We start from the raw sequence: 25,549 nt of genomic DNA, 5'->3' as shown, positions 1-25,549 counted from the left end.
CATCGACGGGAAGCCACATTCCCAACCTCCCGAGAAGCATGGGCACTACCGCTCGGGAGGAGACCCGGATGACGATCACCGACGACACGAGACAACCCGCGCCCGGTGCGCCGGTGAACGCGGACGCGGTCCGCGAGACGGTCGCGGCCGCGCTCGCCCCCACGCTTGCCATCCCTCCCCGCCCTGACCTGGATCAGATGGTCAGTCTCCTGCGCGGTCATCTCAGCCAACTTCTCGCCCAGTCGGCCGGCGCGCTGGGCGAACAGGACGCTCAGGCGGTCCGCGGTGAGGCCGCCGCACTTCTGGACCAGACGTGCGAGAGGCTGACCGACTTCCAGCTGTGGGAGCGCACGCGCCTGGTGGCACGCGTCACCGGCGCCGTCCTGACCCTGCACCAAGAGAGCGGGACCGGGCGGTGATCGCCGCGCTGTGTTGGGCGGAGCACACTCTCGACGACCACGGCGCGAGCATCGTGGTGCACTGCACCCTGCCCCCGCACGAACGCGGCGAGCACTTCCACGCCTACACCCGCACCGCGTGGCCTCAAGACCCCGGCGAGGCACCCCGGACCCCGGTGTCCTCGCCGGTCAGACACTGGGGGCGGATCACGTGAGCCGCTGGGATCGCTATCGCACCCGGCGCCCGAACCGCTCCCCCGTCGTGGAGACCGCCGTGATCACCACGCTCGTGGCCCTGGTGGTCATCTCCTTCGGCGCCGTCCTGTACGCCGTGATCTCCAAGCGGGCACACATCGCTCCGCTCGAAGTCGATCAACGCACAGCGGCGGCCGTTCCACAGCAGGTTGCGCTCCCAGAAGTCCCCATGCCGCCACCCGGAGGGGAGGATGCCAAGTTCGGGCAGCGCGCTCAGTAGGCGGTGCAGCGTGGCGGCTTCCGCGGCCGACAGGAGGTCGTCTTCCTGCTCGATGTGCTGGTCCAGCCCGGCCACAGTGCTCTGGATGACGTTCGTCGCTGCCTTCTGGGCCAGGTGGTCGGGGCACGCATCGTGGAAGCGACGCAGAAGCTGGCCAGCCTACCGGTGGGCGGCGCGCCGTCGCTCGGGTGCTTCCTCGGATTTCAGTGGCTCACCATGCGCCGCGGTCAACATGAGTGCGAGCAGGTCGGCCGAACTGTCCACCAGCTGAGGGGCGTTGTCACAGCCGAGGATGGGCACCGCCTTGCGATAGGCGCGGGTCTCACGGCTGTACAGGACCGGCTCGGGCGCCACCTTCAGGTAGTGCAGCCCGGCGCGCGACACGACCTGCCACACTTGCGAATTCTCGCGGTTGTGCGAGGCGTTGTACACAGCATTCACGGGGCCCGGAACCTGCTCCGCCCAGGAGGCGAGAGGAGTGGGAAGTTGTACGGAGTCCGTCATGCCAGGCACCTCGTATCCGATCGTGCCCCGTAAGCGAGAAGGGCCGTGCGGCAAGCAGCCGCACGAGCGGACACAACCGAGGAAGCCGCGAGCGTTTCGAACGCAGGATGAACAAGCGCAGGACGGCGTACGGGATGCATGAGGGCTCCAGGGGCTGGTGTGCGGGGTGATCGGGTAATAGGGCGCCCGCTGTCCCCGTCACGGGCGCACGGGGGCGAAATCTAGAACTCAATTTCGAAAACCGGGGACTGTCCGCGTGTAGTCCGGTGCGGCGTGCCGTGATGCTGTGTTCGATCACTCGGGTGGGTTCCGGTACTTCCCCTGGCGGATTGCAGGACGCCGCTGGGTGCTCGTCGCGATGTCGATTTCGGCTGCGGTGTGACGGCTCCGCACGGCCCGGGGCGGCATCGAGCGCGACATCACACCAGCTGGGAGCGGCCGGAGCCAACTCGACTATGAAGGCGTCATGGTAGGGACGGGCACTTTCTGCCGGTGCTCAGGCGTTGGGCGGCGGCTCGGGCGCGTGGGCGGTGGGCGGTGCCAAGAGGGCCGCGGGGTCCTGTGTGCGAATGGCGGCAGTGACCTCGGTCAGCCTCTCGGCTTTGCGGGCCAGGAGGTAGACGAGATGGTGGGTGCGTTGCACTTGGTGGATCAGCGCGAAGCCCTGGGTCTCGTAGTAGCGGACCAGGCTGGGGAACATACACCCCCGCCGTACCCACGCGTGCCCTTCACGAGACGCGCGGTTCACCGCCCAGAGCGCGAGGAGTGTTCCTGGGCGCTGTGCCCGATCGGCCGGGTCCGTCACCGTCGTGTAGAGGTAGCTGGCAGGCTCGGCGAGTTCCTGTTCTGTCCATCCCCAGGGCGGGGTCTCCTGCTGGATCGTGGTGCACCCGATGACCCGCCCGGAAGTCTCCTCCGTGAGGAGCCACATCGACCCGTCCGGATTCTCGGCCTGCCCAGCCACGGCGTCCGCGCTCGCCCGCCAGGAGGGCATCTGCCGTTCCTCCAGCCACGCCGAGCGGGCCAGGACAAGTGTGCGGACGGCGGGGATATCGACGGTTGTGGCCGGGCGGACGATGTACATGGGCTCTCCGTAAGTTGTTACTGAGCTTTTCGGGGTGTCTTCGGTGGCGACAACGTTTGGTCCCTGCGGTATGCCGGTTCTATGAGATATGCGGCGGGTGGGGGCCTGACCGATGATCGGCGGGCTGCGCGTGAGGTGCTGCTACTGGAGGCAGGGGCAAGGTTCGCTCGAGGGGACAAGACCTCCTTGATCGCTGCGGACCTGCGGGTCAGTGAACGGTCAGTTGAGCTGTGGCGTCGAGCATGGCGCGAGGGCGGCCTGGAGGGCTGAGGTCGAAAGGTCCGCCACAGCTGCCCAAGGTCTGCGATGAACGGTTTGCCGTCTTGGAGGACGAACTGGCCAAAGGACCCGCCGAGCACGGCTGGGAAGACCAGCGCTGGACCCTGGAGCGGGTCGGGGTGGTGATCGAGCGTCGGTTCCAGATCAGCTGCTCGATCGCCGGCGTGTGATGGTTGCTGCACCGACACGGCTGGTCCTGGCAGAGCCCGGCCCGCCGCGCACTCGAGCGGGACGAACACGCCGTCGAACCCTGGAAGAAGGACGTATGGCCGCAGGTGGAAGCACCGCGGCGGCGCTCGGGGCCTACATCGTCTTCGAGGACGAGGCCGGATTTCCGATCTCGTCCACTACACCGGAGGTCTTCGCCATGATCAGGCGCTATGGCTGTCAGCACCGTTCCTGATCAATCCATCTAGCCGTTGAGCAGGTGACCGTGATCGTGCAACAGATCGCGGACTTCGGGTACTTGCTGGAAATCCTGTAGGCGTCGGAGAACGATGCGGGAGCGCTCGGCGGTGCGCTCGCTGGCGACGTTGGAGGACAGCGATACGACTTGTTGGGCTTCCTGTGCGGCCTGCTCGGGTTCATTGGCGTCGGCCAGAGCGATGGAGAGCCATGACCGGTACAGGGCGACTTCACGGGCATGCGTGGCGTCGTACCGGCCAAGAACGTCCGTCAGGAACGGGACAGCTCGCAGCGGGCGACGCAACTCGGTGAAGACCCGGGCGTCCATCACCTCCAGCTCTTCACGGCTCACCCAGTAGGCCCATTGTGGCGCTGCGTCATCGCGCGCTTCTGAGAGGGCATCGTGTGCCTCACCAAGGGCGCGCACGGCAGGTTGGGCCTCGCCTGCACGCGTGTGCGCCCATGCAAGGCGATCGAAGAACAAGGCGCGGGTCTCGGGCGGTGCGTCCGGTCCCGCCTCGTCTAGTGCAGCGCGGGCGAGGTCGACGCCCGCGCGCTCCTGCCCGGTGTTGCTGAGCTGGTAGGCGAGGCTGCCTGCGAGATTGCCGACCAAGGTAGTGTCGCCGGCCTGCCTAGCCGCTGTGATCCCTATGCGATAGGCCCGTTCGGCTTGGCCGTGCTGCCCGGCGTCGCTGGCGATCCATCCAGCGATCTGGGCCAGTTCGCCGACCTGCACGAGCAGGGAACGGCCGATGACCTCGGTGTGTGTGCTCTCCCGGTACAACTGCAACGCCGAGTTGAGTTCCCGGAAAGCGGCGCCCATCAGGTCGCCCCCGGCCAGCACATCATCGGCGAGTCGTAGGCCGTGGACGCGTGCAGCGAGAGTTGATACCTCGTCGGCGCCGATGTTGCGGCCCGTGCTCGCCGAGAGTGGATCCAAAGGGTTGCCTGGCGGGAGGAGTTCGGCGAGGGTGGCGGCAGGGCCCAAGGGAGGTCCCTCGGTATCTCCGCGTGCGTAGGCGGCGGCCCGTTCCAGGTCGCCCGGTGGGATCTTCAGGACTTCGGCGATGAAGGAGAGCCACAATTCTGGGAGGCGTTCTCCGCGCTCCCACCGTGAGACCTCGTTCCGTGTCACGGACTGGACTCCAGACAGCGCGCAGAGTGTCGCGGCGAGTTGCCGCTGACTTTTGTGAGCGTCCCGTCGCAGCCGTGCCAAGTATGCGCCGAACTGCTGTCGCCTGTCACCACTCATCCGCTGGCCCCTCCCTCCCCTCAGTGTGGCCCCTCCCTGGCCCCCTGTCCGGCTCCTCCGCCAGGTCTGCCCCAAACGGTTCGATGAGGTTTCTGTCTTCGACGGACCCCCGCGACCGCGCTAACGGCCGGGGGCATGGACAACCTGAAAGAGCAGGTCGACATGAATGACGGTATCGGCCACTTCATCGAGCCGCTGAAGCGGCTGTTGCTTCCCGCTCCGGGTCGCCATTGCTTCCCCAAACCGCCCTCACCAATGTCATCCGTCGACGCGCCAATCGGGCCTCTGCAGCGCGTGCCGGTGCTGCGGGGTGACGACATCGGGCTCGTACGCCCGTGCTTGGCCGCCTTCGAGCGGCGACAGGAGGAGCGTCGGCAGAGGAGACGGCGGCGTGCGCTGTGGCTGACTGTGCACGGCGTGGTGATGACGGCATGATCTCTCACATGCAGGTGGCGCGGCGGTTGCCGTGGTCGACGCTGGAAGGCAAGCCCTGCTACCTGGTTAGCAGTGCAACCGGGTTCCTGTCGAAGGTGGCTGACAACATCGAGAGCGTCCAGCTCGGGATGGCGGGTGACCTTTTGGCGCACGCGGGCGACCTGCTCGCCGACCCTAAGACCACGCCCCAGGAAGTCCGCTTTGTGGCCACTCGGCTGACCGAGTCGCTCCGTGAAGTTCACCGGATTGCAGAGAGCCGAGGAGACCGCCTGTCCGAATTCGACTGGGACGACGCGGACGAGGGTGACGACGATGGACCGCACCTTCCGGCGGAGTCGTTCGGATGAGCGAGGGCAGCTTGCCGCGGGGCCGCTACCTACCGCTCTAATGGACTCTGGGGCCATGGCCGGGGTGAGCGTGCGGCACGTCGGCAAGCGCCTCGTCTGTAGTCATCACTCGCTGGATACGGCTGACCCGGATGCGGCGCAGTTGTGGTGTCTCCAACATGCGGGCACGACGCGAGATACCAGGTCTGAGCTGTCGGCGTTTCAGTTCTTCAGCGCCGCGATCACTGATCGTGTGGTGGGTGAGGCTGGCTCGCTGACGTAGTGCAGAGCGGGGCTGGCGTGGCCTCACTCCGTCAGTCCCGCTCGCTCGACTCCCCTGGCCTGGAAGGGGAGAGTGGTAGGCGCTGGTTCCCCCGGCCTGCCGCTGCGACCCCGGTTCCTTCTTGCCTGTGGGAGAGCCGGGGTCGTGCCATGCCCGGCGCCTCGCTGGCCTCTTCCGCCGGGTCGGAGTGTTGGCCTGAGTTGGGGTAATGGTGCGCGCTGATCGCGCCGTTGACCGTAGAGGCTTTGGGCGGGAGCTGCCATGGGGCGAGTGAACAGGGGCCTTTTGCTCGCCAGCGGATCGGGCAGCTGTCCTGCTTGGAGGGGCGCTGATGCGGTGGAGCGTCACGCCCTCGGTTGCAGGATGCCGCGCGCGGGGCGGCTGGGGCGGTCGGGTCACAGTTGGGTCCATGAGCGCGGGGTGCTGTGCCCGGCGAGGGGTGTCCACACCGGGCCGGAGGGGCCGACGGTTTCGAGGTCGTCGAGGAGGGCGGCGCCGAGGGGCACGTTGAGGGCCAGTTGGGTGACGGCGGGGTGTTCGGCGGCCATGGCCTGCAGGTCTTGGATGCGGTGGGTCAGGGTGCGGGGTGCGGCGCCGGTGAGGATGAACAGGATGCGGGGGAAGACGGGGTACCAGCGCTGCCATCCGGGCGCGGGGCTGTTGTGGGTTTTGCGCCGGCCGGTGGCGGGGGGTGTGTGGGTGTGCAGGCGGGCGTAGTCGATGAGTTTGGTGGCCAGCCGTTCGGAGCTCATGGTGGCGCGGTCGACTTCGATGAGGGCGCGGAGTTTGGTGCGGGTGCCGTCGTCCCGGTGCAGGACGTAGTGCATGAGGGCGTCGGCGATCAGGCGTTGGCCCTCGCCGATGGGGTGGGCGGTTTCGGGGGTCCAGTCCAGGTGGCTGTGGTCGTCGCCGCGGTGGCGGGCGTCGGTGACGAAGGCGAGGTGGGCGCGGAGCACGGTGAGGGTGTGGGGGGTCTTGAGTGAGGCGGCCGAGGTGGAGGTGATGGGGTAGGGCGGGCGTCCGCGCTGGTGCGGGAAGTCGCGGGCCAGTCGGGCTCCGTGGGGGGTGAGGTACCAGGCGCGGGTGCGGTGGGAGCTGGGCAGCACGGTGAAGTCGACGAGGTTCTGCCGGCGCAGCCGGGTCAGGGGCGCGGAGAGGCTCTGGCGGCTCGCGTGGGGGCGCAGCAGTTGGTGCAGTTGGGCGGTGGTGGCCATCCGGTGTTGGGCGAGGGCTGCCAGCAGCTGGTGGGGCAGCGGCTCGCGGGGACTGGGGGTGAAGGGGGAGGGGGTTTGTTTCCTGGGGGTGGTGGCGGTCATTGGTAGTCCTTGTTCTTGGTGGTTGTGAGGGCTGCGGTGGTGGGGGTGTGGTCGGTGAGGAAGGCGTTCACGCGCGTCAGTTGGGTGTCGGCGGTTGCGGTGAGCTGGTCGAGGGGACGTGCTTGCGCGTTGTGGTCGGCGGCCCGTTCCAGGTTTTCGATGTGGTGTCGGCCCTGGCGGTGCTGGTCGGCGAAGACCTCCTCCAGGCGGGGGCCGTGGATCAGCACGGGTCCGACCTGGCGGCCGTCGATGGTGAAGGAGCTGTAGTGGTCGTACTGGTCAAGGGCTGCTACCTGGGCGGGGCTGGGCCGCTCTCCCCATTCCTCGGTGAGGGGGGTGACGGCGGCGCGGGAGCCGTGGGTGGTGGAGAGGGTGGAGGCGTTTTGGACCAGGGAGTGGCGTACCGCGGTGGGCAGGCGTGACAGGAGCTGGGTCAGCGCAAGCAGGTGGATCTTGTATTTGCGGAAGTCCTCGAACATGGCGGCGATGGAGTCGCCTCCGGCGCTGGCCAGCGTGATCAGCTCGTCGAAGTAGCCGCGGAAGGGTTTGCGCTGCTGTTCGGGGACATCCACGCGGGAGCGTCCGGCGCGCAGCAGGTCGCGGTTGATCAGGGTGACGAGCAGCCGGTCGGTGGGTCCGTTGCCCGCCGTGCTCACCCACACGATCATGCTGCGGTCCATGGCCGCGCGAATGTTGTAGACGCCTTGCGGCTGGCCGAGGAAGGCGCGGGTGATGGGGTTGGCGGCCAGTCGGGCGAGGGGGTTGAGCAGCACGTTGAACGATTCGGGCGGGAACGTGGGGAAGGTGCTGTGCCACCAGGCGCGTGTCTCGTCGCCCAGGACGGGCGTCAGGGCGGCCAGGGTGCTGGCGCGGAATTCGGGGTCGGTCAGCAGGGCCCGGACATGGAAGAGGGTGGCCTGGTCTTCGCCGCGTCCGGTGCGGCAGGCCTGCTGGTTGAGGGTGGTCAGCATGGTGAGCGCTTCGGTGAAGATGGCGATGGCCCTCGGCGCGTTGGCATCGTCCCAGCCGAAGGCGGTGGCGAAAGCGTCGACCACATCCTCGACGACTTCATAGGTCTGCCGGGTGCCCTGGTGCATGCCGATCGGGTTCCAGGCGCTGAGTGCGGGGTTGGGGCCGCGGCCTGCGGCGCGCAGGTCGATCCGCGCGATGCGCTGCATGATCGGCTCGTGGGCGAGGAAGGGCGCCACTCGGCGCCAGGAGTCGTGATGCGGGTCGATGAACAGCAGGCCGCCTCCGGCATGGGCGTAGCCGACCGCTTGAGCGGCTGCGCGTTCGGTTTTGCCCCCACCGGCCTTGCCGACGCCGATTTCGAAGAGCGTCTGGTCGGCGTGGGTGGCCACCAGGCGCCGTCGCCCGTCGGGGCTGCGATACCAGCCCTGCAGCAGCAGTCGGGGATCTCCGTGGACGAAGGTGGGCAGATCGGCGGCAAGCAGCGGGATGCGGCACCAGGTGGTGGGCGGCTTGAGCAGTCCCAGCAGTTCTTCCAGCCGCAGCCAGTTCACGGCCGGGGGCAGGCACTGTCCGGTGCGCCAGCGCAGGTCGAAGCGCCCCCGGTGCGGCCACCGGTCGGCACCCAGCCGCCAGGGCCCGATCCGCAGGCCTTTCATCGCCCAGCGGGCGGAGCCGCCGAAGACATCAAGTCCTGCCTGCACCCGGGCGAGCCGGGCCTGGGCGCGGCCTTCGATGCCGGAGGCGCAGCGCACCAGGATCTGTACCCGGACCAGATGGGAGTCCTCGGCGAGTTTGCCCAGGGCCTCGGCGCGGTCGACGCGGACCGGGGGAGCGGACATCACCAGGCGCCCGCCCGCGCGCCCCGCGTCAGGGCTGGGGGTGATCAGCTGGCGCAGCTGGCCGATGAGTGAATCGTCCAGGTGGGCACTGTCGCGGTTGATCCACCGTGCCGTGCGCGCCGCCTGGCGCTGCTCGGTGCGGCGCGCCTGGTGCACCAGGAGCCAGCGGCGGTGGCGCAGCGCCCACTTGGGGGCCCGCTGCAGGTCGATGCAGATTTCGGCGACGTCGCCCAGGTCGGCGCGCAGGTCGGCGACCGCGTCGACCAGCGGCTGCAGCGGGTCGGGCTGCAAGGGCACCTCGCGCAGGGCGGCGACGGGGTTGCCGCGCAGGAGGAACTCGGCGCGCACCTCGTGGGCGCGGGGTGTGTCGGTCAGCGGGGCGGCCTTGGTCACGCGTACCCCCGGCCCGAACGGGGTGGTCGTCAGCAGGCGTTCGGCGCCGGCCGGACCCTCCAGCCGGTAGGCGAAGGAGGAGCGGCCATCGGACCGCAGCCGGATGCGTACGCTCTTGGCGCGGCGCGGCGCCCACCAGGGCAGCGCGGTGCACGCACGGGTCAGCTCCACGCCCCGGCGGAAGATCTCCTCGTGCGAGGGGTCGAAGTGCCGGGCCGGGGTGCACTCCAGGGCCATGCGCTCCTGGGAGGCCTTCGCGGCCAGGCGGCGCACCACGTAGGCGCCTGCCACGTAGGCCACGAGGAGCAGCAGGGTAAACAGATGCCAGTGGACGGCCAGCCACCGCAGTCCGTCCACCGCACTCTGGAGGGCTGATGGGACGAGAGCCAAGGCCCGGGGGGTGGTCAGGTCCGGAGGTGGGGAAGCGGAGTCCACGAGCGGTGTCCCTTCGGTCGGTGGAAGGTGAAGTCGCTGATACGGCCCTCGCTGTAGGTGCCGCCCCGGTCGGCGGCGGCCCACACCAGATGCACCACCGCTTGGCCACCGCTCTTTTTGCGGGCGATGGCGGCCTGGATGCGCAGGCGGCTGAAGGCGGGCGCGACCGCTGTGGCCGGCCGGTCGGCGAACACGGTGGGGAAGCGGTCGCGGCCCAGGCCGGTGGCATCCGCGCGTAGCAGCTCCGCTGCGTCGTGGCGTAGTTGGTTTTCCTGTGGTGCGGGCAGATCGGCGGGCCAGGCCTCTTCGATCAGACGCTGGATCTGGCGATCCGCGACCCGGCCCTCGCCGGGCGGCGGCAGCATCGACGGTGGTGGCGGGGACGGCGAGGGGGAAGGACCGGCGGCGGGGGGCGGGCTGCCGGTGCCGGGCGGGCTGGGCCGGCTTGCGTTTCCGCCACCGGCCGGGGCGGGCGGCGGCGCTGGGGGACTGAGGAGCAGATAGCCGACGGCAGCCAGAACCACGGTGCTGGCCAGCAGCAGCCAGGGGCCTCGCGGCCGTGAACGGGGTGCGGCAGGTGTCGGTTTCACAGGACTCTCGCCCCTCCCGCGAAGCCGGGCATGGCCTCCACGGGGTCCAGACGGACCGTCGTTCCCGGCCGGGCCGCATGGACCATCTGTCCGCCGCCCGTGTAGAGGCCGACGTGGTAGATGGTGGCGTCCGCCCCTGGTGCGTAGGCGTAGAACACCAAGTCACCGGGTTGGAGCGCCTTCTTGGTGATGCGCTGGCCGCGGCCGGCCTGGGCGGAGGCGACGCGGGGCAGGTTGATTTTGGCCTGGGCGAAGGCGTACTGGGTCAGACCTGAGCAGTCGAAGCCGGTGATGTGGGCGCCGCTCTTGCCGCTGGGCGAGCAGCACACACCGGTGCTGGGGCCCTGGGTGTTGCCGCCGCCCCACGAATAGGGAGTGCCGCGCTGGGCGAGCGCCGCGGCAAGCACCTTCTTCGCCCTGCCCGCAACCCCGTCCAGGCCCATGCCCTTGGTCGAGCCCGTCGCTGCGGCCCGGTACCGGGCGATCCAGTTGCTGACATGGGCGACGTAGGCGCGGGAGCGGTTGTACTGAAAGATCGCCGCCTTGAGCTGGCGGGGCTTGCTGAGATCGCGCCCGTTGCCGCACAGGTAGACGGCCGCGCCCAGCGCCGCGTCGAAGGCGTTGTGCGGATCGCGTTCTTTGTCGCCGTTGCCGTCGCGGCCGTTGCTCTGCCAGGTCGAGGGCAGGAACTGAAACGGGCCTATCGCCCGTTCGCCCTGGGCGGTGCCATCCCACTTGCCGCCGTCGGTGTCGGGGAAGGTGGTGGTGTTGCCGCCCTGTCCGGAGCCGTTGAGCAGCACGCCCAAGATCCGGGGCTGGTGGATGTCGCCGTTGGCGGCGATGGTACGCCCGGCCGCATGGTTGGACTCGACTTTTGCGATGGCCGCGAGGATCGGCCAGGACATGCCCTGACAGGTGGGCACATGGCGTCCGATCAGCTTCGAGGCTGTCTTGTAGGCGGCGCGCATGGTGGGCGCGATGCCCGCGGCGCTGCCGCCTTGGGTGGTGGCGATGTCGCTCTCCTTCTCCTGGTCTGCGAGTTGCCCGGCGGCGGACAGCATGCTGGCGAAGGGCAGGGCGCAGACGAGCACCGTCGACAGGGCGATCAGCAGGCACCCCCACGTCGCGCGCCGCCGGCGCGGCCGTTTGAGGCGGGTGGGGCGCATCAACTTTCACCGTCGGCATCAGCATCGGCGTCGGTGTCTTCGCTGTAGCGGTGTTGCAGCTCCTGGCGTATGCGCTGGCGTTCGCTCTCGCCCGAGGCTCCGCCGAAGCGCTCGATGAAGCGGCGGCGCAGCTCGGCGGGGTCGGTCTCGGCGCGGCGCCGCATGTCGGCGGGATCGGTGGACGCCGGGCCTGGTGCGGCGGTCGGCGACCCGGGCCCGGCGCCCCGGCCGCTGCGGGGGTAGAGCATGGGCCCGGCCGATCCCAGGTTCAGATCGCTGGCACGGCGATCGGGCCCGGCGTCGGGAGAGGATCCGCCCGCGGCGGGCCCCCTGGCTGCCCCGGAGGGGTCGGTGCGAGGCCGGCGCGCCGGGTCAGCGTGGGGCACAGGGGCGGTGCGCAGCGCCCGCGTGGAGGGCGACAGGGCGGCGCCGTCGCGGCCACCTGGTGCGGGCGGCTGGCCGTGGGGCCGCCACGAGCGTCCGTCCTCGCGCAGGGTGTTGCCCCACACCTGCAGCTGCTGCTTGGCGTCCTGGGTGTGTTCGGAGGCTTGCTGACGCGCCCGGCGGGTCGTGGTGGGCAGCCCGACACTGGCGCCGTAGGCGATGCGTCCGCCGCGGTGCAAGAGGCGGTAACCGCGCAGCCTCACCAGGCGGTTATGGGCGCGCGTGGACAGCAGCGTGCGGTCACTGTGCTGGTCATGCAGGACCTCCCCGGACCTCTGGTTGGTGATCGTGCCGTCGGTGTCCCGGTAGCGGTCCGGGGGTCCGTCGCGGCGCGGACCGTGCGGTCCTGCGGGGCCGTTGGTGCCGCCACCGGGACCGGAGCCAGTGGCGTCTGGCGGGCCGCTGCCCGGGGCATCGCCCTGTGCGGTGGGCTTGCGCAGCCGCTGAAGGACTGGGCCGTCGGGTCGTTTCCCGACCAGGAGGCCCCACGCGCCGCGCGCGCCGATGCCGGCGCCGGTGGCGGCCAGTGCGAAGGGGGCCAGCCCGCGAGAGGCCTCGGCGCCCGCATCCGCCAGGAGCCGTCCCGTGTCCAGGGGCATGCCGGTGCCATCGGCCATCGCGGCCAGCGAACGCATGATGCGCTGACGCGTCCCGAGCCGCTCATACCCCGCGCCCAGTGCCCGCAGACCGTACCCGCCCCCCGTCCCCATAGCGCCGCTGCCATGCACGGCCAGGGCGGCACCGATCTCGGAGGCGTCGCCGGGCAGATGGGTGCCGCCGATCTTCGCGTAGCGCATCCGCAGCGAGAGCCGTTGCCCGGCCGACGTGATGCCCGCCAGCAGTCTGCGGTGGAAGGCGAGCGCGGCCAGGGCCAGCGCGTTGAGCGCCAACAGCCGTTCGGCCGGCACGTCGGGGCCGTCGGTGAGGACCACATCGATGCCGATGGCGTAGGAGGGCAAGAACGTGCAGATCGCGAACATCCCGGCCACCGAAATGCCCAGCAGGGCCAGCCACTTGAAGGCGGCCTGCCGGTTGGGCCCCGGGAGCATCGCCCACACCAGCAGCACCGAGCCGACCGCCGCCGCCGCTGCGTCGGCGGCCTGCAGGCCCAGCAGCACGAACGCCGCCGACAAGGGGATCGCGGAGATCAGCAGCGCGGCCGCGAACAGCAGCAGTACACCCGCGGTGCGCCAGCCGGTGGGTTCCTTGGCATACGCGGCAGCCGACTTTCCCACCGCGCCGGCCTTCTCCAACTCCTTGAGGAACGCGGCGAACTGCTGGTCCTGGGAGTCGAGGACGGGAGTGGCCGCGTCCAACAGCGCATCACCGGGAGTGAGCGCGACGCCCTTCGTCGGGGGTTGATCGGGCGCAGGGTTCTTCAGTTTGCCCTTCACGCAGTACTTGTGAGCGGGCCCTTTGATCTTGCTGCACGCGTCGTTGGCCTGCTTGCGGTCTGCTTTACTGGCCGCTGAGGTGGGCTTGTAGCCGCCAGAGACCCACTTGAGGTGCAGCGCGTAGGCCTTGCGGTCCGAAGCCTTGGCCGGGTCAAGGATGCGTCCGTACTGCACGAGCATGTATCCCTTGACCACGCTCACGTTGGTCAGAGAGTCCTGAATGGGCTTGGTGATGCGGGACGCCGAATGCGACTTCTTGTTCTCTTCTTGGTAGCACTTCTCCAGCGCCGGACCGGACAGGCCTCCGCCACAGGGCCCCGCGTCGCCGCTGGCGATCTTTCCGCCCCAGTCGTAGGAGTCCACGGTCAGCTGGGCGACTTCCGAGGCGGACCGCTTGCCTTGGGCCAACGGCCCGTCCTGTCCCAGCAGGTAGTCCGGGCGCACGAACGCCGAGGCCGCGAACGCGGCGATCACCAAGGTGAGGACGATTTCCCCCAGGCCCTTGCCGCCCTTGCCGCGCACCAGCAGGATCCCGCCGAAGATGAACGCCCAGGACAGCAGGAGGCCTTTGAGGCCCAGGGTGTCGACGACGATGGCGTCGTAGGTGTCGGAAAGCTTCTGTGCCGGATCGGCCAGCATCGTGATCAGGGGAAAACGCAGCGCGAAGTCGATGGCCCAGCAGGCGAGGCCCACCACCAGCCGCAGCAGCGTGAACAGCCCGTTCATGATGAATGCGTACGCATGGGTCTTCACGGAAAAGATCGAGCCGCCCTGGGCGGAGAGCTCGTAGCCGTTGATCGGCACCCCTTCGGAGCTGTCCACGTTCAGCGGGCCCATCATGTCGCCGCCGCCATCGGCCGCGTAGGCGACCTGGGCGTTGACCAGGAGGAACACCACGGCCAGGGCCAGCGCATGCAGCGCTGTGCGCCACCTGCCGCGCCCACTGCCCCACGCGATCACCATCGCTTGGCCCACCCCCAAGGACGCAGGGCGACGGCGGCCGGCAGCGCGGCCGCCGTCGGCAGCAGCAGCCACCGTCCCGTCGGCGCCTGCACCTGCGGCCTGGTGGCGGCGGGCCCGGCGCGCTCGCACGCACCCTGAGCGGGGCCGGTGATGCGTGCACAGACCCCGCCCCGCCCGCCGCCGTCGGGCGCACACCGTGCGCCAGATGCCGCACACACACCGAGGAAGACCGCGCACACAACGGCCAAGGCGAGCACCAGGGGGGTGCGCCGCACCGTGGTGCGACGGCGCGGTGTGCGCGGACCTGCACGGCGGCTCATCGGCGCTCCTTGGGTGCGGCGGCCGCCGACTCCTTTGCGGCCGGGGCGCTCGTGGCCAGGTCGCCTCCGGCCGGGCGGGCGCGCGGGGAAGGGCGCATGCCGGGGGTGGTGGTGATGCGGGACTTGATGCGGGGAATCTCGGGGATGGCGACCTTGATGCGACCAGTGTTCTGCCGAGGACCGGTCAGCAGGATTTCGCCGGCGCGGTCCTTATGGCCGACGGGGGACAGGCCGGAGGTGACCCTCCGCACGAGCTCGCTGTCTGCTGCGTCCAGGCCGATGAAGTCCAGGCCACGGCAGGCCCGCTCACGCTCGGTGGTGCGGGCCAGGATGCGATAGGCCATCAGCCCACGGTCGGGGCCCAGTTCGCTGGCATCGTGGGCGCCTGCGGCCAGTCCGGCGCCGTGCTTGCGGCCATCGTGCAGGATCTCGTGGACCAGGGCGGTGCCCTCGGCGGAGGAGGTCAGCCAATACAGCTCGTCCAGGGCGACGATGCAGAACCGTTCGGGTAGGGAGAAGGCTGCCTGGCGGGCTATCGCCGCGATCAGATACAGCACGGCGCGGCCGATCAGTGCCTCCAAAGGTTGCTGGTGCAGGATCTCGGCGTGCTCAAAGGCCTGCTTGGGCGGCAGCTTCAACCCGGTCGTGGTGATGACGATGAAATCGGAAGCGCCGCTGCCATCCAGGCTCACCGGCGCAAGCGCAGGATCGAACACCATCCGCGCCAGCGGGTTTTGTTCCACCAGGCGCAACAGTCCAGCCAGCGTGGCGGCGGCATCCTGACGTCTGCCGCTGTGCGCGGTGGCCATCTGGCGCAGGACCTCCACGACGCCGCTCATCGAAGGGGAGGTCGAGAGGGCGGCCTGTTCGATGGCGTGGTGCAGGACCTCACCGGAGGTAGACATCGGCCCGATACCCAGCTGCAAGGTCAAATAGCTGAGCGCGTAGTGGCGTCCCTCGGCGCCGGGAAAGAGGCGCAGCGGGTCGATGGACAAGGCGGCCTGCGCGGCGTCGATGATCTGGCAACGGCCCGGGGACGCAGCCTTGGCGAAGGACGCCCACTCACGGACCGGGGTGCGGTCGATGCAGATGGCACGCCCGCCCCGGTCCACGACCGACTGGCAGACGTACTTCAGCAGCACACTCTTGCCCGAGCCCAGATCACCCACCACGCCCAGCGAGGCGGAGGCGTCCTGCTTGGGTGCGTCGGCCACGTTGATCAGGACGGGGCGGGTGGTGCCGCAGTCCAGGTCGAAGCCCAGCAGCATCCCGGTGGGATCACCGACCTCACAGTGGGTGAAGGCACCCGACAACGCCCAGTCCTCACTGACCTGATGCTGGGTGAACTCCTTGAGCCGATGCGTACGCACGGCACCGGGCAGCCCCAACGTGAACAGATCAACCTGTAACCCGGCGGGCCGCACCGCCCGGTAGTCAGCGCCCGCCAGGAGCTTTTCCAGGGCCCGGGCGCGTGCGTCACACAGCTGCGCGGTGGGCCCCCACACGGTCAACGCGGTGATGGCCTGCACCTCCACTTCCACCGACGTCCGAGACAGGCGCGCGTCGAGCTCGCCCAAGTCGCGGGCGGCATCGGGCAGGGAGGCGGGCATGCCGGTGGGACGCGCCGCGTACTGATCGGCCTGGTCGACCAGCTCGGTCTTCTTGCGCTGCACCTGGGCGCGGGCCTTCTCCGCGGGCAGCAGGGCCAGATCGATGGTGAAGTCGACGGGGAAATCCAGGACTTCCAGCTGCGCGAACAGGTCCGCGGCCTCCCACGAGACGGCGGGCGGGCACTCGGCCAGCGCCAGGTGGGCCTGGTAGCCGATGCCACTCTCGCTTTCGACCTGCAGCCAGCGCCGTCGCAGCGGCGATGGTGACCGCGTCTTCCACCACCGGCCCCGGCCGGCCGTGCCGCCGCGCCCGCGTGCCCCTCCTGCCGGCTCCTGGGGACCCGCCCCGACGGCTGCCTGGGTGCCACCCTCCTGGAGGCGGACCTGGCCGAGATCGGCGTAGCTGGGGGAGCGGAGCAGCCCGCCGCGGACCTGACCGCCAAACAGGTCGCTGAGTACCGCCTCGCCCAGCAGCGGTTCGGCCAGGCCCCGGTGCACCGCGTGCTGGATCATCCACACGATCTCCGCGGGACGGGCCGGGCGAAAGGAAGCACCGCCGGCCAGCTGCGCCTGAACCTGCCCGGCCTGTTCACGGCAGGCCCTCACCTCCGCGCGGGTCACCGCAGCGGCCCGCAGGCCGAAGGTGTCGGCAACCTCCGCCCACAGTGCGCCCGCGGCCTTCATGCCCTGGTTGTCTGCGTCCAGGGGGACGGCCAGCCACCAGGTGCGCTGGTGCATCTCCTGGCCCTGCAGAAGATCGAGTGCGGCATCAAGGTGGTCCACCCAGGGGCGAGCTGCGGGCGTCAGGCCCTCTTCCGCGCCGATGTCTTCCAGGCCCTCGGCCATCTTCCAGGCGATCTCGGCGGGGTCGACCTGCGCGCACAGCCCGAACAGGCGGGGGGCGCCGGACAGGGACCGCACCAAATGTGTGATCTTGGCCAGGAGTTCATCGCGGACGGCCGGGGGCACATAGGTGCCCGGGATGGTCTCCTGGCTGCGGCCCTGGGCATCCGGGCCGGGGTGCAGACGGTAGAGCGCCCACACGTGGCCGTGGGTCGACCACAGCAGATGCCCGGCGATGTGCCGGATGGGAACGCGCATCACGCACCCCTTAGTTGGCTCTGTGCCTGGAGGCGGGCTTGGGCCAGGAGCGTTGCCGCAGGAGCTGCAGCCGCTGCCGGCGCGGCCCCTTGCGGGGCCCGGGCGGGTCGGGTCGGTCGGGATCCCTCCATGCGCACTGGGCCGACGCGCCGTGCGGGCCGGGCGCCAAGTGCCCCAACGGTTCGGCTGCGTGAGCGTCTCGGCGCCGCGACGGGCCGCGTGGGAGCCGGGCCGGAGCCGGGGGCGGGGGCGGGGGCGGGGGTGGCGAAGTCTTCGAGGGTGAACCCGCCGCCCAGGCGGGAGGCGCGGGGATCACGTGCCGCGTGCTGGCCGATCCGCCCCCCGCGGGGCTGCACGAACAGCGCCACCATCCCCAGCGCGGCCGCCATCGGGTGCCGGCCACCGATCTTGGGGCGGCGCAGCAGCCAGATCCCCACCAGCCACGCGGCGACGGGGAGGGGCGCCAGCACACTCCACACCGAGAGCGTCTTGACCAGGACGAAACCGCCCACGACGGCCAGGCCGATCTGCGCGGCGTTGTACGGTCCCAGCGGCAGGCGCCAGTCGGCGAGCTTGCCCAGCACCCAGGGATGGCGCCGCGCGGCGGTGTAGAAGCGCGCCGTCCGGGGCGCGGCGGATGCGCTCACCTCCGCTCCTCCCCACCGCGCGTCGTGAGCAGATCACCGTCGCGGTAGGGGCGGTCGAAGGCCGGTGCCCCCTTGGCGGGGTTCTTCACCTCGTCCTCGAACATGTCCGCCAGGTCATTACGGGAGGAATAGAGGCCCAGCGCGATCACCATGAGGATCAATGCGCCGATCCCGGCCTTCAGCGAGAACCGCTGAACCATGATCACGACGACGATCACGATGAGAGCCGCCTGCAGTCCCTTGGTGCCCCAGTCCTGTGCGGTGCCGATCCAGGAGTCCCCCAGCTCATCCAACTTCCCCGCCAACACCATCTGGTGGAGGCCGCTCACCGCTGCTCACCGCCCGACGCCACCTTCGTGACTGCCACGGGCGCGGCAATCTCCCACCGGCCGCCCCGCGAGGACAGCGTGAGCTCGTAAGCCAGGGGCCAGCGGCCGGATGCGTCGCGCGCCTCGACCGTCACGAGCACATGCGCCCGCGTGCCCTCCCGTGCCGCTTTGTCGCCGGCCGCGCTCTGCTCACGAGCGGCGACCTCCTGCACCTCCACAGAGGCGGCGGCCGCGGGGGAGGGGGCGGACAGTTTCACGCCCGGCGCGAGATACCGGCCGACTTCCCCGCGGCCGGCCAGATACGCCGACAGGAACTCACCGACCGTCCTTGTCAGCGCCCCCTGCCCGACGGTGACGCCATAGGCGGACTCGGGCAGCGGATGCGGGCCAGGCGCGGCGACCAGAGCCGGTGCCGCGGTCACGGCGAACGAGCCGCCGCCGGCAGCCAAGATTGCGGGCACGGCGAAGTAGCGCACTACGTCCGCGTATTGCGCGGCCACCGTCACCGACCACATCCCGCCCGTGCCCGGTGTGGCGCGCACGGGGGTGACCCGTCGCGGCACCGGCGCATCGTCCTTGAGCGTGGGCAGGGTGACGCCGGGGGCCATCGACTGCGCCCGGCGGGAGGCCGGGCTGCTTTCGTCGTCGCTGCTGCGCAGCCACGCGTCGATGAACTCGGCCACGTAGCCCGAGGGATCAGCTACCGACGTCATCTGCTCGGTGCGCTCGGGCTTGGCGGCGGGGGGAGCGGCGATGGTGGGGGTGGGCTGGTTGACGGCGAGGGCCAGGGCAAGGGGGCCGGCGGCCAATGCCGCCCAGACACCGGTGCGGCCGACCTGAACACGCCGCCGCATCTGGGTCAGCGCGACCCCGGCGGCCACCGGGTGCTTCCTCCCGCCAGTTGGGCGCGGTGCGGATCGGAACATGCGGCATCTCCCGGAAGCAGTCGTGGAGTTGGCAGATGCCTTTAGGTAATCCGCTCACCCCGACCGTTTGGTCGACCAGGAACCCCCGACCACGGTGACGAAAGGGTCACGAATGCCGTGGTCGGGGTGTGGGCCGCCGCTCCACCGCCCCGACCACTGTTGCCGGGCAGGGGCAGGGGCAGGGGCAGGGGCAGGGGCAGGGGCAGGGGCAGGGGCAGGGGCAGAGGAGAGCTGTGGGCAGCAGCCGATACGGGTGCGTGGGTGGGGCGCGGAGTCCGCACGCGCCACGGACCACCGCAGGCATGGCGCGTGCTGGGGCGGCGGCGTACGCCCGTGATGTCATGGTGGGCTGCAGCTCTGCACATGGGGCGCTGGCCTGGGGTGGTCGGGGCTGACAGCGTGGTGGTCGGGGTACAGCCGAGAGGGGTGGTCGGTATCTACCACCACCACGCCGTCGCGGGGAAGCCGCCCGCGAGGGCCCCTGCGGGACCGCGGCGATCGGCGGCGAGCGTGTGCGCTCTGAAGCGATGGCCAAGGGTGTTGGTTCAGAGCGCACGCTCATCGCTTGTTGCTCATCGCGTCGGTCATCGTCCGTCGGTGTCGGCCGTCACGCATCGGTCATCGGTCATCGATCGCTCAGCGCCGTCGAGTCGCTGATGGCGCGCGGGCCGTATGCGAGGGCGGCACGCGGGCTGGGCAACGAGTGGCTGCGTACGCCGGGCTCACCGCTCGCCCCAGCGGCGTGCGCATAGGGTGGCACGGAGGGTTGAAGCTGTCTGCGTGGGACGCTGACCTGCTGTGGTCGAGGCTGACGGACTGATGGTCGGGGCGATGCCGAGCGCGATGGTCGGTATCTACCACCGCTCCGGCGCAGGCGGTCATCACCCTTACACGGCTCGTCGCGCAGCGCTGATGGGCATGGCCATCGCCCGTGCGATCAGGCGGCCCTCTGCGCGCGATGGTGACGGCTGCGCAGTCCGTCGGCGATGACTGCGCCATGGGGTGCCTTTCGCCACCGCTGCCATCGGCCGACGGTCATCGTTCCCGTCGGCGGCCCATCGCGGATCGCTGTGACCCTATCTGTCCGTTTGCCCATCACGGTCGGTCATCGCTGCCGTCGTGTGATCGGTCCTCGCTCGCGGTGGCGATGGACAGGGGTGTGGAGTGTGCGGATGCGGTGACGGGTTGGCGCTGTGTTCGACGGCGCTTGCGGGACATGCGACCACACCATCGACATGGGGCTGCTGAGTTCGGGCGGCGAGAAAGAGATGCGTCGAAAAGGCGGTTCAGCGGGCGCCGGACTCGGGGGCGGCTGTGCGGGAGACGGCGACGTCCTCGGCGTCGATCTCGACCATGGTGCGGCGGACGCCGTCTTTGTCGCCGATGGAGCGCTGGGCTGGTCCTTGGGCGGCTCCGACCACCGTCTCCCGAGGCCATTGTGACGTCATCGATACCGTGGTCGGGGGTCGGTGGTCGACGGCGCGGTCGGGGTTGGCCGGTTGCCTCAGGGCATGACTCACGGATACCCCCATCCCCACACCCTCTGGCCTGACGCTGCCTCCGCGCCGCATAGTGCCGCCCACTGTCCTGCACGCATCTGTGTCGCTATGCCCAAAGGACCCCGGTGAGTGGGTATGGCGTCGGGGTCCGGCGCGGTGAGATGGCGGGAGACCGTTTCACGCAGATCGCTCACGCCCTGTTTCGTGATCCGCGGATCTCGTTCAAGGCCAAGGGGATCTTCGGGCTGATCTCGACGCACCGCGACGGGTGGCGGATCACGCTGTCCGAGCTGGCCCGGTGCGGTCCTGATGGCAGCAGCGCGGTGCGCTCCGGGCTCAAGGAGCTTCAGACATTTGGCTACCTCATCCGCGAGCGCGAGCGGCGTGAGGACGGCACGCTGGGCGAGGTCGTCTACGCCATCACCGACGCGCCGGCCCATTTGTACGACCTGTTGGGCGAGGACGCCCCTGCAGCGGCTGCCATCGCGCAAAGCCGCAGGGCGCAACCAGGATGCGATTTCCCTACGTTGGGTCATCCAACGTTGGGTGATCGGCCTACAAAGAACACCAGTCTGAAGAAGACCATCCAGCAGAACACCAACTCCGTCCGTCCGTCCGTCCGTAACGCGCATGCGCGCGGGCCCGCCGGCGCAGCCCCCTCGCAGCGATCCGAGCAGCCCCAGGGACGCCAGCAGGTGCCCCCGGCAGGCAAGGGTGGGCGGCCGTCGGCTGGCGAGCGGCTGCTGAAGGCGATCGGTGCCCGGCAGCCTGAACTGCTGCTGACCGGCCAGGCACTCACCGATCAAGGCCGCGTCGTGCAGGGCCTGCTGGAGACGGGGTGGACGCCGCAGCAACTGCGTCAGGTCATCGCCGCCCGGCCGCTGCCCAAGCCGCTGCGCCACACGGTCGGCGCGATCATCGCCGCCCGCCTGCGATCCATCCAGGACACCACCCCACCCGACCACGCTGCCGCGCCGCCGCTCGAACCCACCCCGACACGCACAGATGCTGCGGCGGGATCGGTCGCCGATGCGGTTGCCCGCCGGGCGCTGGTCGAGTGCGCCGGTTGCGGCAGCCCCAGCCGCGCCCCGGGCCAGGACCTGTGCCCGGCCTGCCTCAACTGGCCGGCATGCACGGCGTGCACGGGCCCCACACCGCGCCGGGCCGATCCCCAGGGGGATGGCCGCTGCACCCTGTGCGCCACCTGACCCAAGCCCCCGGCCGCGTACGCCCACGTCCGCTGCACCACTCACCGGAACGAGGAAGCCGATGACCGCCCAGCCGCACCCGACACCAACTCCGCCCGACCGCTGGCCCGGCTTGCGAGGGCCCCGGTCACGTGAACGCACCCCCTGGGGCTGGCGGTGCTGGAGCGCGGCCACTCCCGACACTCCCAACGCTGCACCACGACAGGTGCTGCAGATCGCCATTCGGTCTCCCGAACCTTTCCTGCGCGACCGGTGCGCCCATCGCTGGCTCCTGCGCCGCCCGCCAATCCGCCTCTACCTCGACCACGGCGGATCAGTCACCAGCACCACCCTCCTGACAGCGGTAGCCGTCTTGCCGGGCATGGCGTGGGCGATCAGGCACGGCCTGCCGGTGCCCATCGGGCTACCGCTGGCGATTCTGCTGCCGCTGCTCGTCGACCAAGTACCCGCCCGTCTGGATGCCCGCGCCCGCGGCTATGCCTGCATCATCGACACCCCGCCTGCCCTGGAATACCTGCAGAAGCTGACCGCCCAGCACGCCTGCATCGTCCGCGCCGCCGCAGCGCACCCCTGCGCCGAACTCGACTACGCCGCACAGCTGGGCCACCGCGCGCTGTGGTCGATCGCCACGATCATCACGGCCCCCGACCGCACCCCCGACACCACCTGTCGGTGGCTCGCCCTGGAAAGCCTGCTCGCCCACCTCGCCTGCCAGGCCGACCACCTCACCCCCACCCGCAACGCCCCCGACACTCCGACCGATACGCCTACCGCCACCGCCGACCCCGAGCCACGCCGCTAGCCCGCGGCCGCCGCTGAAACCATAGTCCGCACCCCCGCATCGCCGCCCTGCGGCTCCCTTCGAAGGAGACAGCGTGCCTGAAGAGATCTACTTTCTGTTCGCCCACGCGCCCTACTACCCGCCCCATGGCTTGCGCGAGGTCAACACCACCATCGTCGCTGCCGACACCCTGCTCCACCCGCATGTGCGTCAGCCCGATGGCGCCCGGATGCACCGCCTCCTGCACACCGGGCGGCGCATTGACGGGCAGATCGTGCCGCTGGCGACCCTGACCCACGAACTCGACGGCGGCGCCGGATGGGAGCAGACCGCTCACTGGGAAAACGTCCTGGACGACCTGCTGACCCTGGCCCGCTTCGGTTCGTGCGACTCGGTGGACCTGGCGCTGCCCGCTCTGGAGCGGGCTCTGGTGTGCAGCAGCCCACAGGCCCGAGTGATCAACCTGAACCCGCAGACCGGACAGCGTGAGACCCACGGCCCCGAGCAGCGCGCGGCCGTCCTGGCCACGCTCAGCGAGAACCTGCGCACCAGGCAGGGCGGTCGCGCGCTCTGGCCCGGAGCAGGCCTTCTTCCGGCCCTCCGCTAGCCTTCTGGGTCAGCAATTCCGTTGCACTTCGGACCACTGCGGCAGTTCACTCTCGCCAACTCCCACCTCCCCAACCACACCGTCCAGACCCAGGAGTTGCACCGATACCTGCGCTGGCGCAACCAGAACGCCCGTCACCCCGACGTGCTGGCCGCGCAGCGACGCGAGCGGGCCCGCGTCCGCAGCGAGAAGGGCATCCGCTGGGGCGGACGACCACTCATCAACGCTGGGTGACAGAACATGCCACAAGCGGGCTCAACCGACAGGGATCGTCTGCCGCAGAAAGGCGATTAGTAGATCGGCGATGTCAGACGGCCGCTCCAGGCTGGGAAGGTGACCTGCCCACGTCAGTTCACCATGGTCGGCGTTCACGAGCAGATCTGGCAGCCGGGCAGCGATCTGTCGGAAATCCGCCACATCGTGCCTGCCCGACACGGCGAGACAACGAGCCCTAATCGCCGCCAGATCAACCTGGGCCTCAAGCGGCTCGAACTCCTCACCAGCGGCCAGCTGCACCTCAAAGGCGTGCCGCTGCATCAGGCGTACCGCCTCGCGGGCGGTCTCGTCGGCGTCCGCACCCAGCCAGGTGTCAACCATCAGTTCCGTCGCGCCAGCGATGTCCCCCGCATCGAGCAGCGCCTCCTCGTGCTCGCCGAGCGCCCCCAGTTCGGCAGACGGTTCATGCCCCGGAACGGCAGAACAGAGCAACGCCAGGGCGTGCACCCGGTCTGGCCAACGCGCGGCGATCTCCAAGGCAACCTGCCCGCCGTACGAGGATCCCACCAACGCCGCCTGCGAGACACCAAGAGCGTCGAGGAGTTCCAGCACGTCCTCGGCGTCGCTGTGAGGCCGGTCGGGAGCAGGAGTCCCGCCGAAGCCCCGAAGATCACAGCGCACCAGCCGGTAGCCGGCATCAAGCAAGGTCGGCCACTGCACATCCCACATCCGCCGGTCACACACCCCGGAATGCAACAGCACCACCACAGGACCGTCTCCGGCCACGTCATGAGAGAGCGTCATCCGGCAGACCCTACGCAGCGACTATTCGAAACGCCTCCCAATATGACCGCCTGGCTACCCCATCAACCCGGCAAACCATTCCGGTCACGGCACTAGAGAGAGCTACTCGTCACGGGGGAACTGGTCCGTGATGTGTCGGCCGATGTTGTCGTATGGACGCTTTCGCGAGCGCGGTGATCTACTCCGTGGCATGACGACTGTGACGAAGCTGCAGCCCGGCCCTGTCATCGAGGAGTTGGTCCGGCTCCTGACCGAGCACTACGTCTTCCCAGAGATAGCCGGGCAGCTCGCGGACCTGCTGCAACGGCGCCACGCCGAGGGCGCCTACGCCGTTGAGGACGCCGAGGAGTTCGCCCGGCTGGTCACCGCGGACCTGCAGTCCGTCAACGGCGACCGGCATCTGAGCCTGCAGCACCATGCCGACCAAGTGCCCCAGAAGCAGGGGGCAGCGCTCCTGGAGTCCATACGCGGGGACTTCGACACCTCGCTGGGCGGCGTGCCCCGGGTGGCATCGCTCGACGCAGGTGTGGCCGTACTGGAGCTGGCACCGATGCTGTTTCCGCTGCAGTGGGCCGCCGAACCCCTGACGGCCGCGCTCGCCCTGGCCTCCCGCGCCGGGGCGCTGATCGTGGACCTGCGGGCCAACCGGGGCGGGGACCCGGACACGGTCGCCTTTATCTGCAGCCACCTGCTGGACAAGCGCACTCACCTCAACTCCATGTACTGGCGCGAGGGCGAACGCATCGAACAGTCCTGGAGCCAGCCGCACGTCCCCGGCGCCCGCTTCGGCGGCAGCAAGCCGGTGTATGTGCTGACCAGCAACCACACGTTCTCCGCCGCCGAGGAACTGGCCTACAACCTGCAGCAGCTCGGCCGCGCGGTCATCGTCGGCGAGCGCACCCGCGGCGGCGCCCACCCCCGGGAGGGCTGGACGGTGCACCCGCATCTGGAAGCCTCAATCCCTATCGGCCGTGCCATCAACCCTCTCTCCGGCACGAACTGGGAGGGCACCGGCGTACAGCCGGACATCCCTTGCGCTCCTGCCGTCGCACTGGAGCGCGCGCACACCCTGGCCCGCGCCGAGCTGGGACCGAGTAGCGGTGGTGGACCGGGACCTGTCCGTAACGGTCGACCCTGCGGGTGAAGAGCCGCCGGCCCGTCTCGAACGACACGTCGGACAGTGGCGTCAGCGGCGGCCGTTCGAGTGCGAAGTACTCCGCGACCGTCTTGGCCTGAAGCCGATGCGGCGGGCGTCGTCCTGCCGGTCCCACTGCTTGACCCTCTTGTTCAGCTCCGGCGAGCGCAAAGATCTCAGGGACAGGGGCGAAGCGGTTGCGGCGGAAGTAGCCGATCATCCCTTCGACTCCGACCTGCTCGTGGGCGCCTTCAATACCGGGCCGGCAATAAAGGCTCTCGATGCCGAAGTGCGAGCGGAAGGCGATCCACCGGTCGGCCTCGACTCTTCTCTGGCGCTGCCCCAGGCGGCGGACCAGCCGGCCGCCGGGGCGAGGTGTACGCATGTCCTGCGGCTGTATGGGAGGGGCGGGA

Annotated in this window: 24 protein-coding genes and 2 pseudogenes; 10 read left to right on the top strand and 16 right to left on the bottom strand. The window is 70.0% G+C overall.

Annotated features, from left to right (window positions below; genetic code table 11):
• Positions 1–68 precede the first annotated feature (68 nt).
• Complete coding sequence (locus AB0I66_RS00235) at positions 69–419, top strand: DUF6415 family natural product biosynthesis protein (RefSeq protein WP_363205399.1); 351 nt, start codon at positions 69–71, stop codon at positions 417–419.
• On the top strand, positions 416–613 hold the full coding sequence (locus AB0I66_RS00230) for a hypothetical protein (protein ID WP_363205398.1): 198 nt from the start codon (positions 416–418) through the stop codon (positions 611–613). Before AB0I66_RS00235 ends, AB0I66_RS00230 begins: the two co-directional genes overlap by 4 nt.
• On the opposite strand, the gene AB0I66_RS00225 is transcribed toward AB0I66_RS00230, so the two are convergent.
• The 3 genes from AB0I66_RS00225 to AB0I66_RS00215 all read right to left on the bottom strand — a co-directional run bounded on the left by AB0I66_RS00225 (position 544) and on the right by AB0I66_RS00215 (position 2,461).
• Positions 544–987 (bottom strand): phosphotransferase, encoded by a 444-nt coding sequence (locus AB0I66_RS00225; RefSeq protein ID WP_363206631.1) that lies wholly within the window; start codon positions 985–987, stop codon positions 544–546. The genes AB0I66_RS00230 and AB0I66_RS00225 overlap by 70 nt on opposite strands.
• 45 nt (positions 988–1,032) lie before the next feature.
• Positions 1,033–1,377 (bottom strand): hypothetical protein, encoded by a 345-nt coding sequence (locus AB0I66_RS00220; RefSeq protein WP_363205397.1) that lies wholly within the window; start codon positions 1,375–1,377, stop codon positions 1,033–1,035.
• Positions 1,378–1,873: 496 nt separating this feature from the next.
• Positions 1,874–2,461, bottom strand: a complete 588-nt coding sequence (locus tag AB0I66_RS00215; RefSeq protein WP_363205396.1) for a GNAT family N-acetyltransferase — start codon at positions 2,459–2,461, stop codon at positions 1,874–1,876.
• Between the two features lie 81 nt (positions 2,462–2,542).
• On the opposite strand from AB0I66_RS00215, the pseudogene AB0I66_RS00210 reads away from it, so the two are divergent.
• Positions 2,543–3,111, top strand: a pseudogene (locus AB0I66_RS00210) (winged helix-turn-helix domain-containing protein).
• A 41-nt stretch (positions 3,112–3,152) separates the two neighbouring features.
• Here the strand turns inward: AB0I66_RS00210 and AB0I66_RS00205 are convergent.
• Positions 3,153–4,397, bottom strand: coding sequence for a helix-turn-helix transcriptional regulator (locus AB0I66_RS00205; RefSeq protein WP_363205395.1), 1,245 nt, complete (start codon positions 4,395–4,397; stop codon positions 3,153–3,155).
• A 135-nt stretch (positions 4,398–4,532) separates the two neighbouring features.
• Between AB0I66_RS00205 and AB0I66_RS00200 the strand changes: the two genes are divergently transcribed.
• Both AB0I66_RS00200 and AB0I66_RS00195 read left to right on the top strand, forming a co-directional pair.
• Positions 4,533–4,832 (top strand): hypothetical protein, encoded by a 300-nt coding sequence (locus AB0I66_RS00200; protein ID WP_363205394.1) that lies wholly within the window; start codon positions 4,533–4,535, stop codon positions 4,830–4,832.
• A complete protein-coding gene (locus AB0I66_RS00195) occupies positions 4,829–5,179 on the top strand; it encodes a hypothetical protein (protein WP_363205393.1) in 351 nt (116 codons plus the stop codon). Before AB0I66_RS00200 ends, AB0I66_RS00195 begins: the two co-directional genes overlap by 4 nt.
• 657 nt (positions 5,180–5,836) lie before the next feature.
• Here the strand turns inward: AB0I66_RS00195 and AB0I66_RS00190 are convergent.
• The 11 genes from AB0I66_RS00190 to AB0I66_RS00140 all read right to left on the bottom strand — a co-directional run bounded on the left by AB0I66_RS00190 (position 5,837) and on the right by AB0I66_RS00140 (position 20,334).
• Entirely contained in the window at positions 5,837–6,757 is a 921-nt protein-coding gene (locus AB0I66_RS00190) for a replication-relaxation family protein (protein WP_363205392.1), read from the bottom strand.
• Positions 6,754–9,261 carry an ATP/GTP-binding protein gene (locus AB0I66_RS00185; RefSeq protein WP_363205391.1) on the bottom strand — a complete coding sequence of 836 codons (2,508 nt, stop codon included), beginning with the start codon at positions 9,259–9,261 and terminating at the stop codon, positions 6,754–6,756. Before AB0I66_RS00185 ends, AB0I66_RS00190 begins: the two co-directional genes overlap by 4 nt.
• Positions 9,262–9,365: 104 nt before the next feature.
• Positions 9,366–9,986: a hypothetical protein gene (locus AB0I66_RS00180; protein WP_363205390.1), complete on the bottom strand. Its 621-nt coding sequence runs from the start codon at positions 9,984–9,986 to the stop codon at positions 9,366–9,368.
• On the bottom strand, positions 9,983–11,152 hold the full coding sequence (locus AB0I66_RS00175) for a bifunctional lytic transglycosylase/C40 family peptidase (RefSeq protein WP_363205389.1): 1,170 nt from the start codon (positions 11,150–11,152) through the stop codon (positions 9,983–9,985). The genes AB0I66_RS00180 and AB0I66_RS00175 overlap by 4 nt, the downstream gene beginning before the upstream one ends.
• Entirely contained in the window at positions 11,152–13,953 is a 2,802-nt protein-coding gene (locus tag AB0I66_RS00170) for a hypothetical protein (RefSeq protein WP_363205388.1), read from the bottom strand. The genes AB0I66_RS00175 and AB0I66_RS00170 overlap by 1 nt, the downstream gene beginning before the upstream one ends.
• Positions 13,947–14,273 carry a hypothetical protein gene (locus AB0I66_RS00165; protein ID WP_363205387.1) on the bottom strand — a complete coding sequence of 109 codons (327 nt, stop codon included), beginning with the start codon at positions 14,271–14,273 and terminating at the stop codon, positions 13,947–13,949. Before AB0I66_RS00165 ends, AB0I66_RS00170 begins: the two co-directional genes overlap by 7 nt.
• The gene (locus AB0I66_RS00160; protein WP_363205386.1) at positions 14,270–16,984 is read right to left on the bottom strand and encodes an ATP-binding protein; all 2,715 of its coding nucleotides are present in this window, start codon (positions 16,982–16,984) and stop codon (positions 14,270–14,272) included. Before AB0I66_RS00160 ends, AB0I66_RS00165 begins: the two co-directional genes overlap by 4 nt.
• Positions 16,984–17,631, bottom strand: a complete 648-nt coding sequence (locus tag AB0I66_RS00155) for a hypothetical protein (protein ID WP_363205385.1) — start codon at positions 17,629–17,631, stop codon at positions 16,984–16,986. The genes AB0I66_RS00160 and AB0I66_RS00155 overlap by 1 nt, the downstream gene beginning before the upstream one ends.
• Entirely contained in the window at positions 17,628–17,960 is a 333-nt protein-coding gene (locus tag AB0I66_RS00150) for a hypothetical protein (RefSeq protein WP_363205384.1), read from the bottom strand. Before AB0I66_RS00150 ends, AB0I66_RS00155 begins: the two co-directional genes overlap by 4 nt.
• On the bottom strand, positions 17,957–18,841 hold the full coding sequence (locus AB0I66_RS00145) for a conjugal transfer protein (protein ID WP_363205383.1): 885 nt from the start codon (positions 18,839–18,841) through the stop codon (positions 17,957–17,959). The genes AB0I66_RS00150 and AB0I66_RS00145 overlap by 4 nt, the downstream gene beginning before the upstream one ends.
• A gap of 1,331 nt (positions 18,842–20,172) precedes the next feature.
• Entirely contained in the window at positions 20,173–20,334 is a 162-nt protein-coding gene (locus AB0I66_RS00140) for a hypothetical protein (RefSeq protein WP_363205382.1), read from the bottom strand.
• 212 nt (positions 20,335–20,546) lie between these two features.
• On the opposite strand from AB0I66_RS00140, the gene AB0I66_RS00135 reads away from it, so the two are divergent.
• The 4 genes and pseudogenes from AB0I66_RS00135 to AB0I66_RS00120 all read left to right on the top strand — a co-directional run.
• Positions 20,547–21,593 carry a hypothetical protein gene (locus tag AB0I66_RS00135; protein ID WP_363205381.1) on the top strand — a complete coding sequence of 349 codons (1,047 nt, stop codon included), beginning with the start codon at positions 20,547–20,549 and terminating at the stop codon, positions 21,591–21,593.
• 361 nt (positions 21,594–21,954) lie between these two features.
• A complete protein-coding gene (locus AB0I66_RS00130; protein ID WP_363205380.1) occupies positions 21,955–22,395 on the top strand; it encodes a hypothetical protein in 441 nt (146 codons plus the stop codon).
• 73 nt (positions 22,396–22,468) lie between these two features.
• Entirely contained in the window at positions 22,469–22,981 is a 513-nt protein-coding gene (locus tag AB0I66_RS00125; RefSeq protein WP_363205379.1) for a hypothetical protein, read from the top strand.
• A gap of 24 nt (positions 22,982–23,005) precedes the next feature.
• Positions 23,006–23,215, top strand: a pseudogene (locus tag AB0I66_RS00120) (IS630 family transposase); the annotation flags it as partial.
• A gap of 21 nt (positions 23,216–23,236) precedes the next feature.
• Here the strand turns inward: AB0I66_RS00120 and AB0I66_RS00115 are convergent.
• Positions 23,237–24,001, bottom strand: coding sequence for an alpha/beta hydrolase (locus AB0I66_RS00115; RefSeq protein ID WP_363205378.1), 765 nt, complete (start codon positions 23,999–24,001; stop codon positions 23,237–23,239).
• Between the two features lie 190 nt (positions 24,002–24,191).
• On the opposite strand from AB0I66_RS00115, the gene AB0I66_RS00110 reads away from it, so the two are divergent.
• Complete coding sequence (locus AB0I66_RS00110; protein ID WP_363205377.1) at positions 24,192–25,145, top strand: S41 family peptidase; 954 nt, start codon at positions 24,192–24,194, stop codon at positions 25,143–25,145.
• The last annotated feature ends 404 nt before the right edge of the window (positions 25,146–25,549 follow it).

The sequence above is a fragment of the Streptomyces sp. NPDC050439 genome (assembly GCF_040655335.1).
Lineage (GTDB): Bacteria > Actinomycetota > Actinomycetes > Streptomycetales > Streptomycetaceae > Streptomyces.
The sequence above is the reverse complement of the archived record's forward strand: the minus strand, read 5'-3'. Positions and strand labels throughout refer to the sequence as shown.

Excerpts from the sequence above, each read along its gene's own strand:
- AB0I66_RS00220 (WP_363205397.1), bottom strand. The coding sequence starts at position 1,377 with ATGACGGACTCCGTACAACTTCCCACTCCTCTCGCCTCCTGGGCGGAG.
- AB0I66_RS00235 (WP_363205399.1), top strand. The coding sequence starts at position 69 with ATGACGATCACCGACGACACGAGACAACCCGCGCCCGGTGCGCCGGTG.
- AB0I66_RS00190 (WP_363205392.1), bottom strand. The coding sequence starts at position 6,757 with ATGACCGCCACCACCCCCAGGAAACAAACCCCCTCCCCCTTCACCCCC.
- AB0I66_RS00170 (WP_363205388.1), bottom strand. The coding sequence starts at position 13,953 with ATGGTGATCGCGTGGGGCAGTGGGCGCGGCAGGTGGCGCACAGCGCTG.
- AB0I66_RS00205 (WP_363205395.1), bottom strand. The coding sequence starts at position 4,397 with ATGAGTGGTGACAGGCGACAGCAGTTCGGCGCATACTTGGCACGGCTG.
- AB0I66_RS00195 (WP_363205393.1), top strand. The coding sequence starts at position 4,829 with ATGATCTCTCACATGCAGGTGGCGCGGCGGTTGCCGTGGTCGACGCTG.
- AB0I66_RS00135 (WP_363205381.1), top strand. The coding sequence starts at position 20,547 with ATGGCGGGAGACCGTTTCACGCAGATCGCTCACGCCCTGTTTCGTGAT.
- AB0I66_RS00200 (WP_363205394.1), top strand. The coding sequence starts at position 4,533 with ATGGACAACCTGAAAGAGCAGGTCGACATGAATGACGGTATCGGCCAC.
- AB0I66_RS00175 (WP_363205389.1), bottom strand. The coding sequence starts at position 11,152 with ATGCGCCCCACCCGCCTCAAACGGCCGCGCCGGCGGCGCGCGACGTGG.
- AB0I66_RS00110 (WP_363205377.1), top strand. The coding sequence starts at position 24,192 with ATGACGACTGTGACGAAGCTGCAGCCCGGCCCTGTCATCGAGGAGTTG.
- AB0I66_RS00215 (WP_363205396.1), bottom strand. The coding sequence starts at position 2,461 with ATGTACATCGTCCGCCCGGCCACAACCGTCGATATCCCCGCCGTCCGC.
- AB0I66_RS00115 (WP_363205378.1), bottom strand. The coding sequence starts at position 24,001 with ATGACGCTCTCTCATGACGTGGCCGGAGACGGTCCTGTGGTGGTGCTG.
- AB0I66_RS00160 (WP_363205386.1), bottom strand. The coding sequence starts at position 16,984 with ATGCGCGTTCCCATCCGGCACATCGCCGGGCATCTGCTGTGGTCGACC.
- AB0I66_RS00140 (WP_363205382.1), bottom strand. The coding sequence starts at position 20,334 with ATGACGTCACAATGGCCTCGGGAGACGGTGGTCGGAGCCGCCCAAGGA.
- AB0I66_RS00165 (WP_363205387.1), bottom strand. The coding sequence starts at position 14,273 with ATGAGCCGCCGTGCAGGTCCGCGCACACCGCGCCGTCGCACCACGGTG.
- AB0I66_RS00130 (WP_363205380.1), top strand. The coding sequence starts at position 21,955 with ATGGCGTGGGCGATCAGGCACGGCCTGCCGGTGCCCATCGGGCTACCG.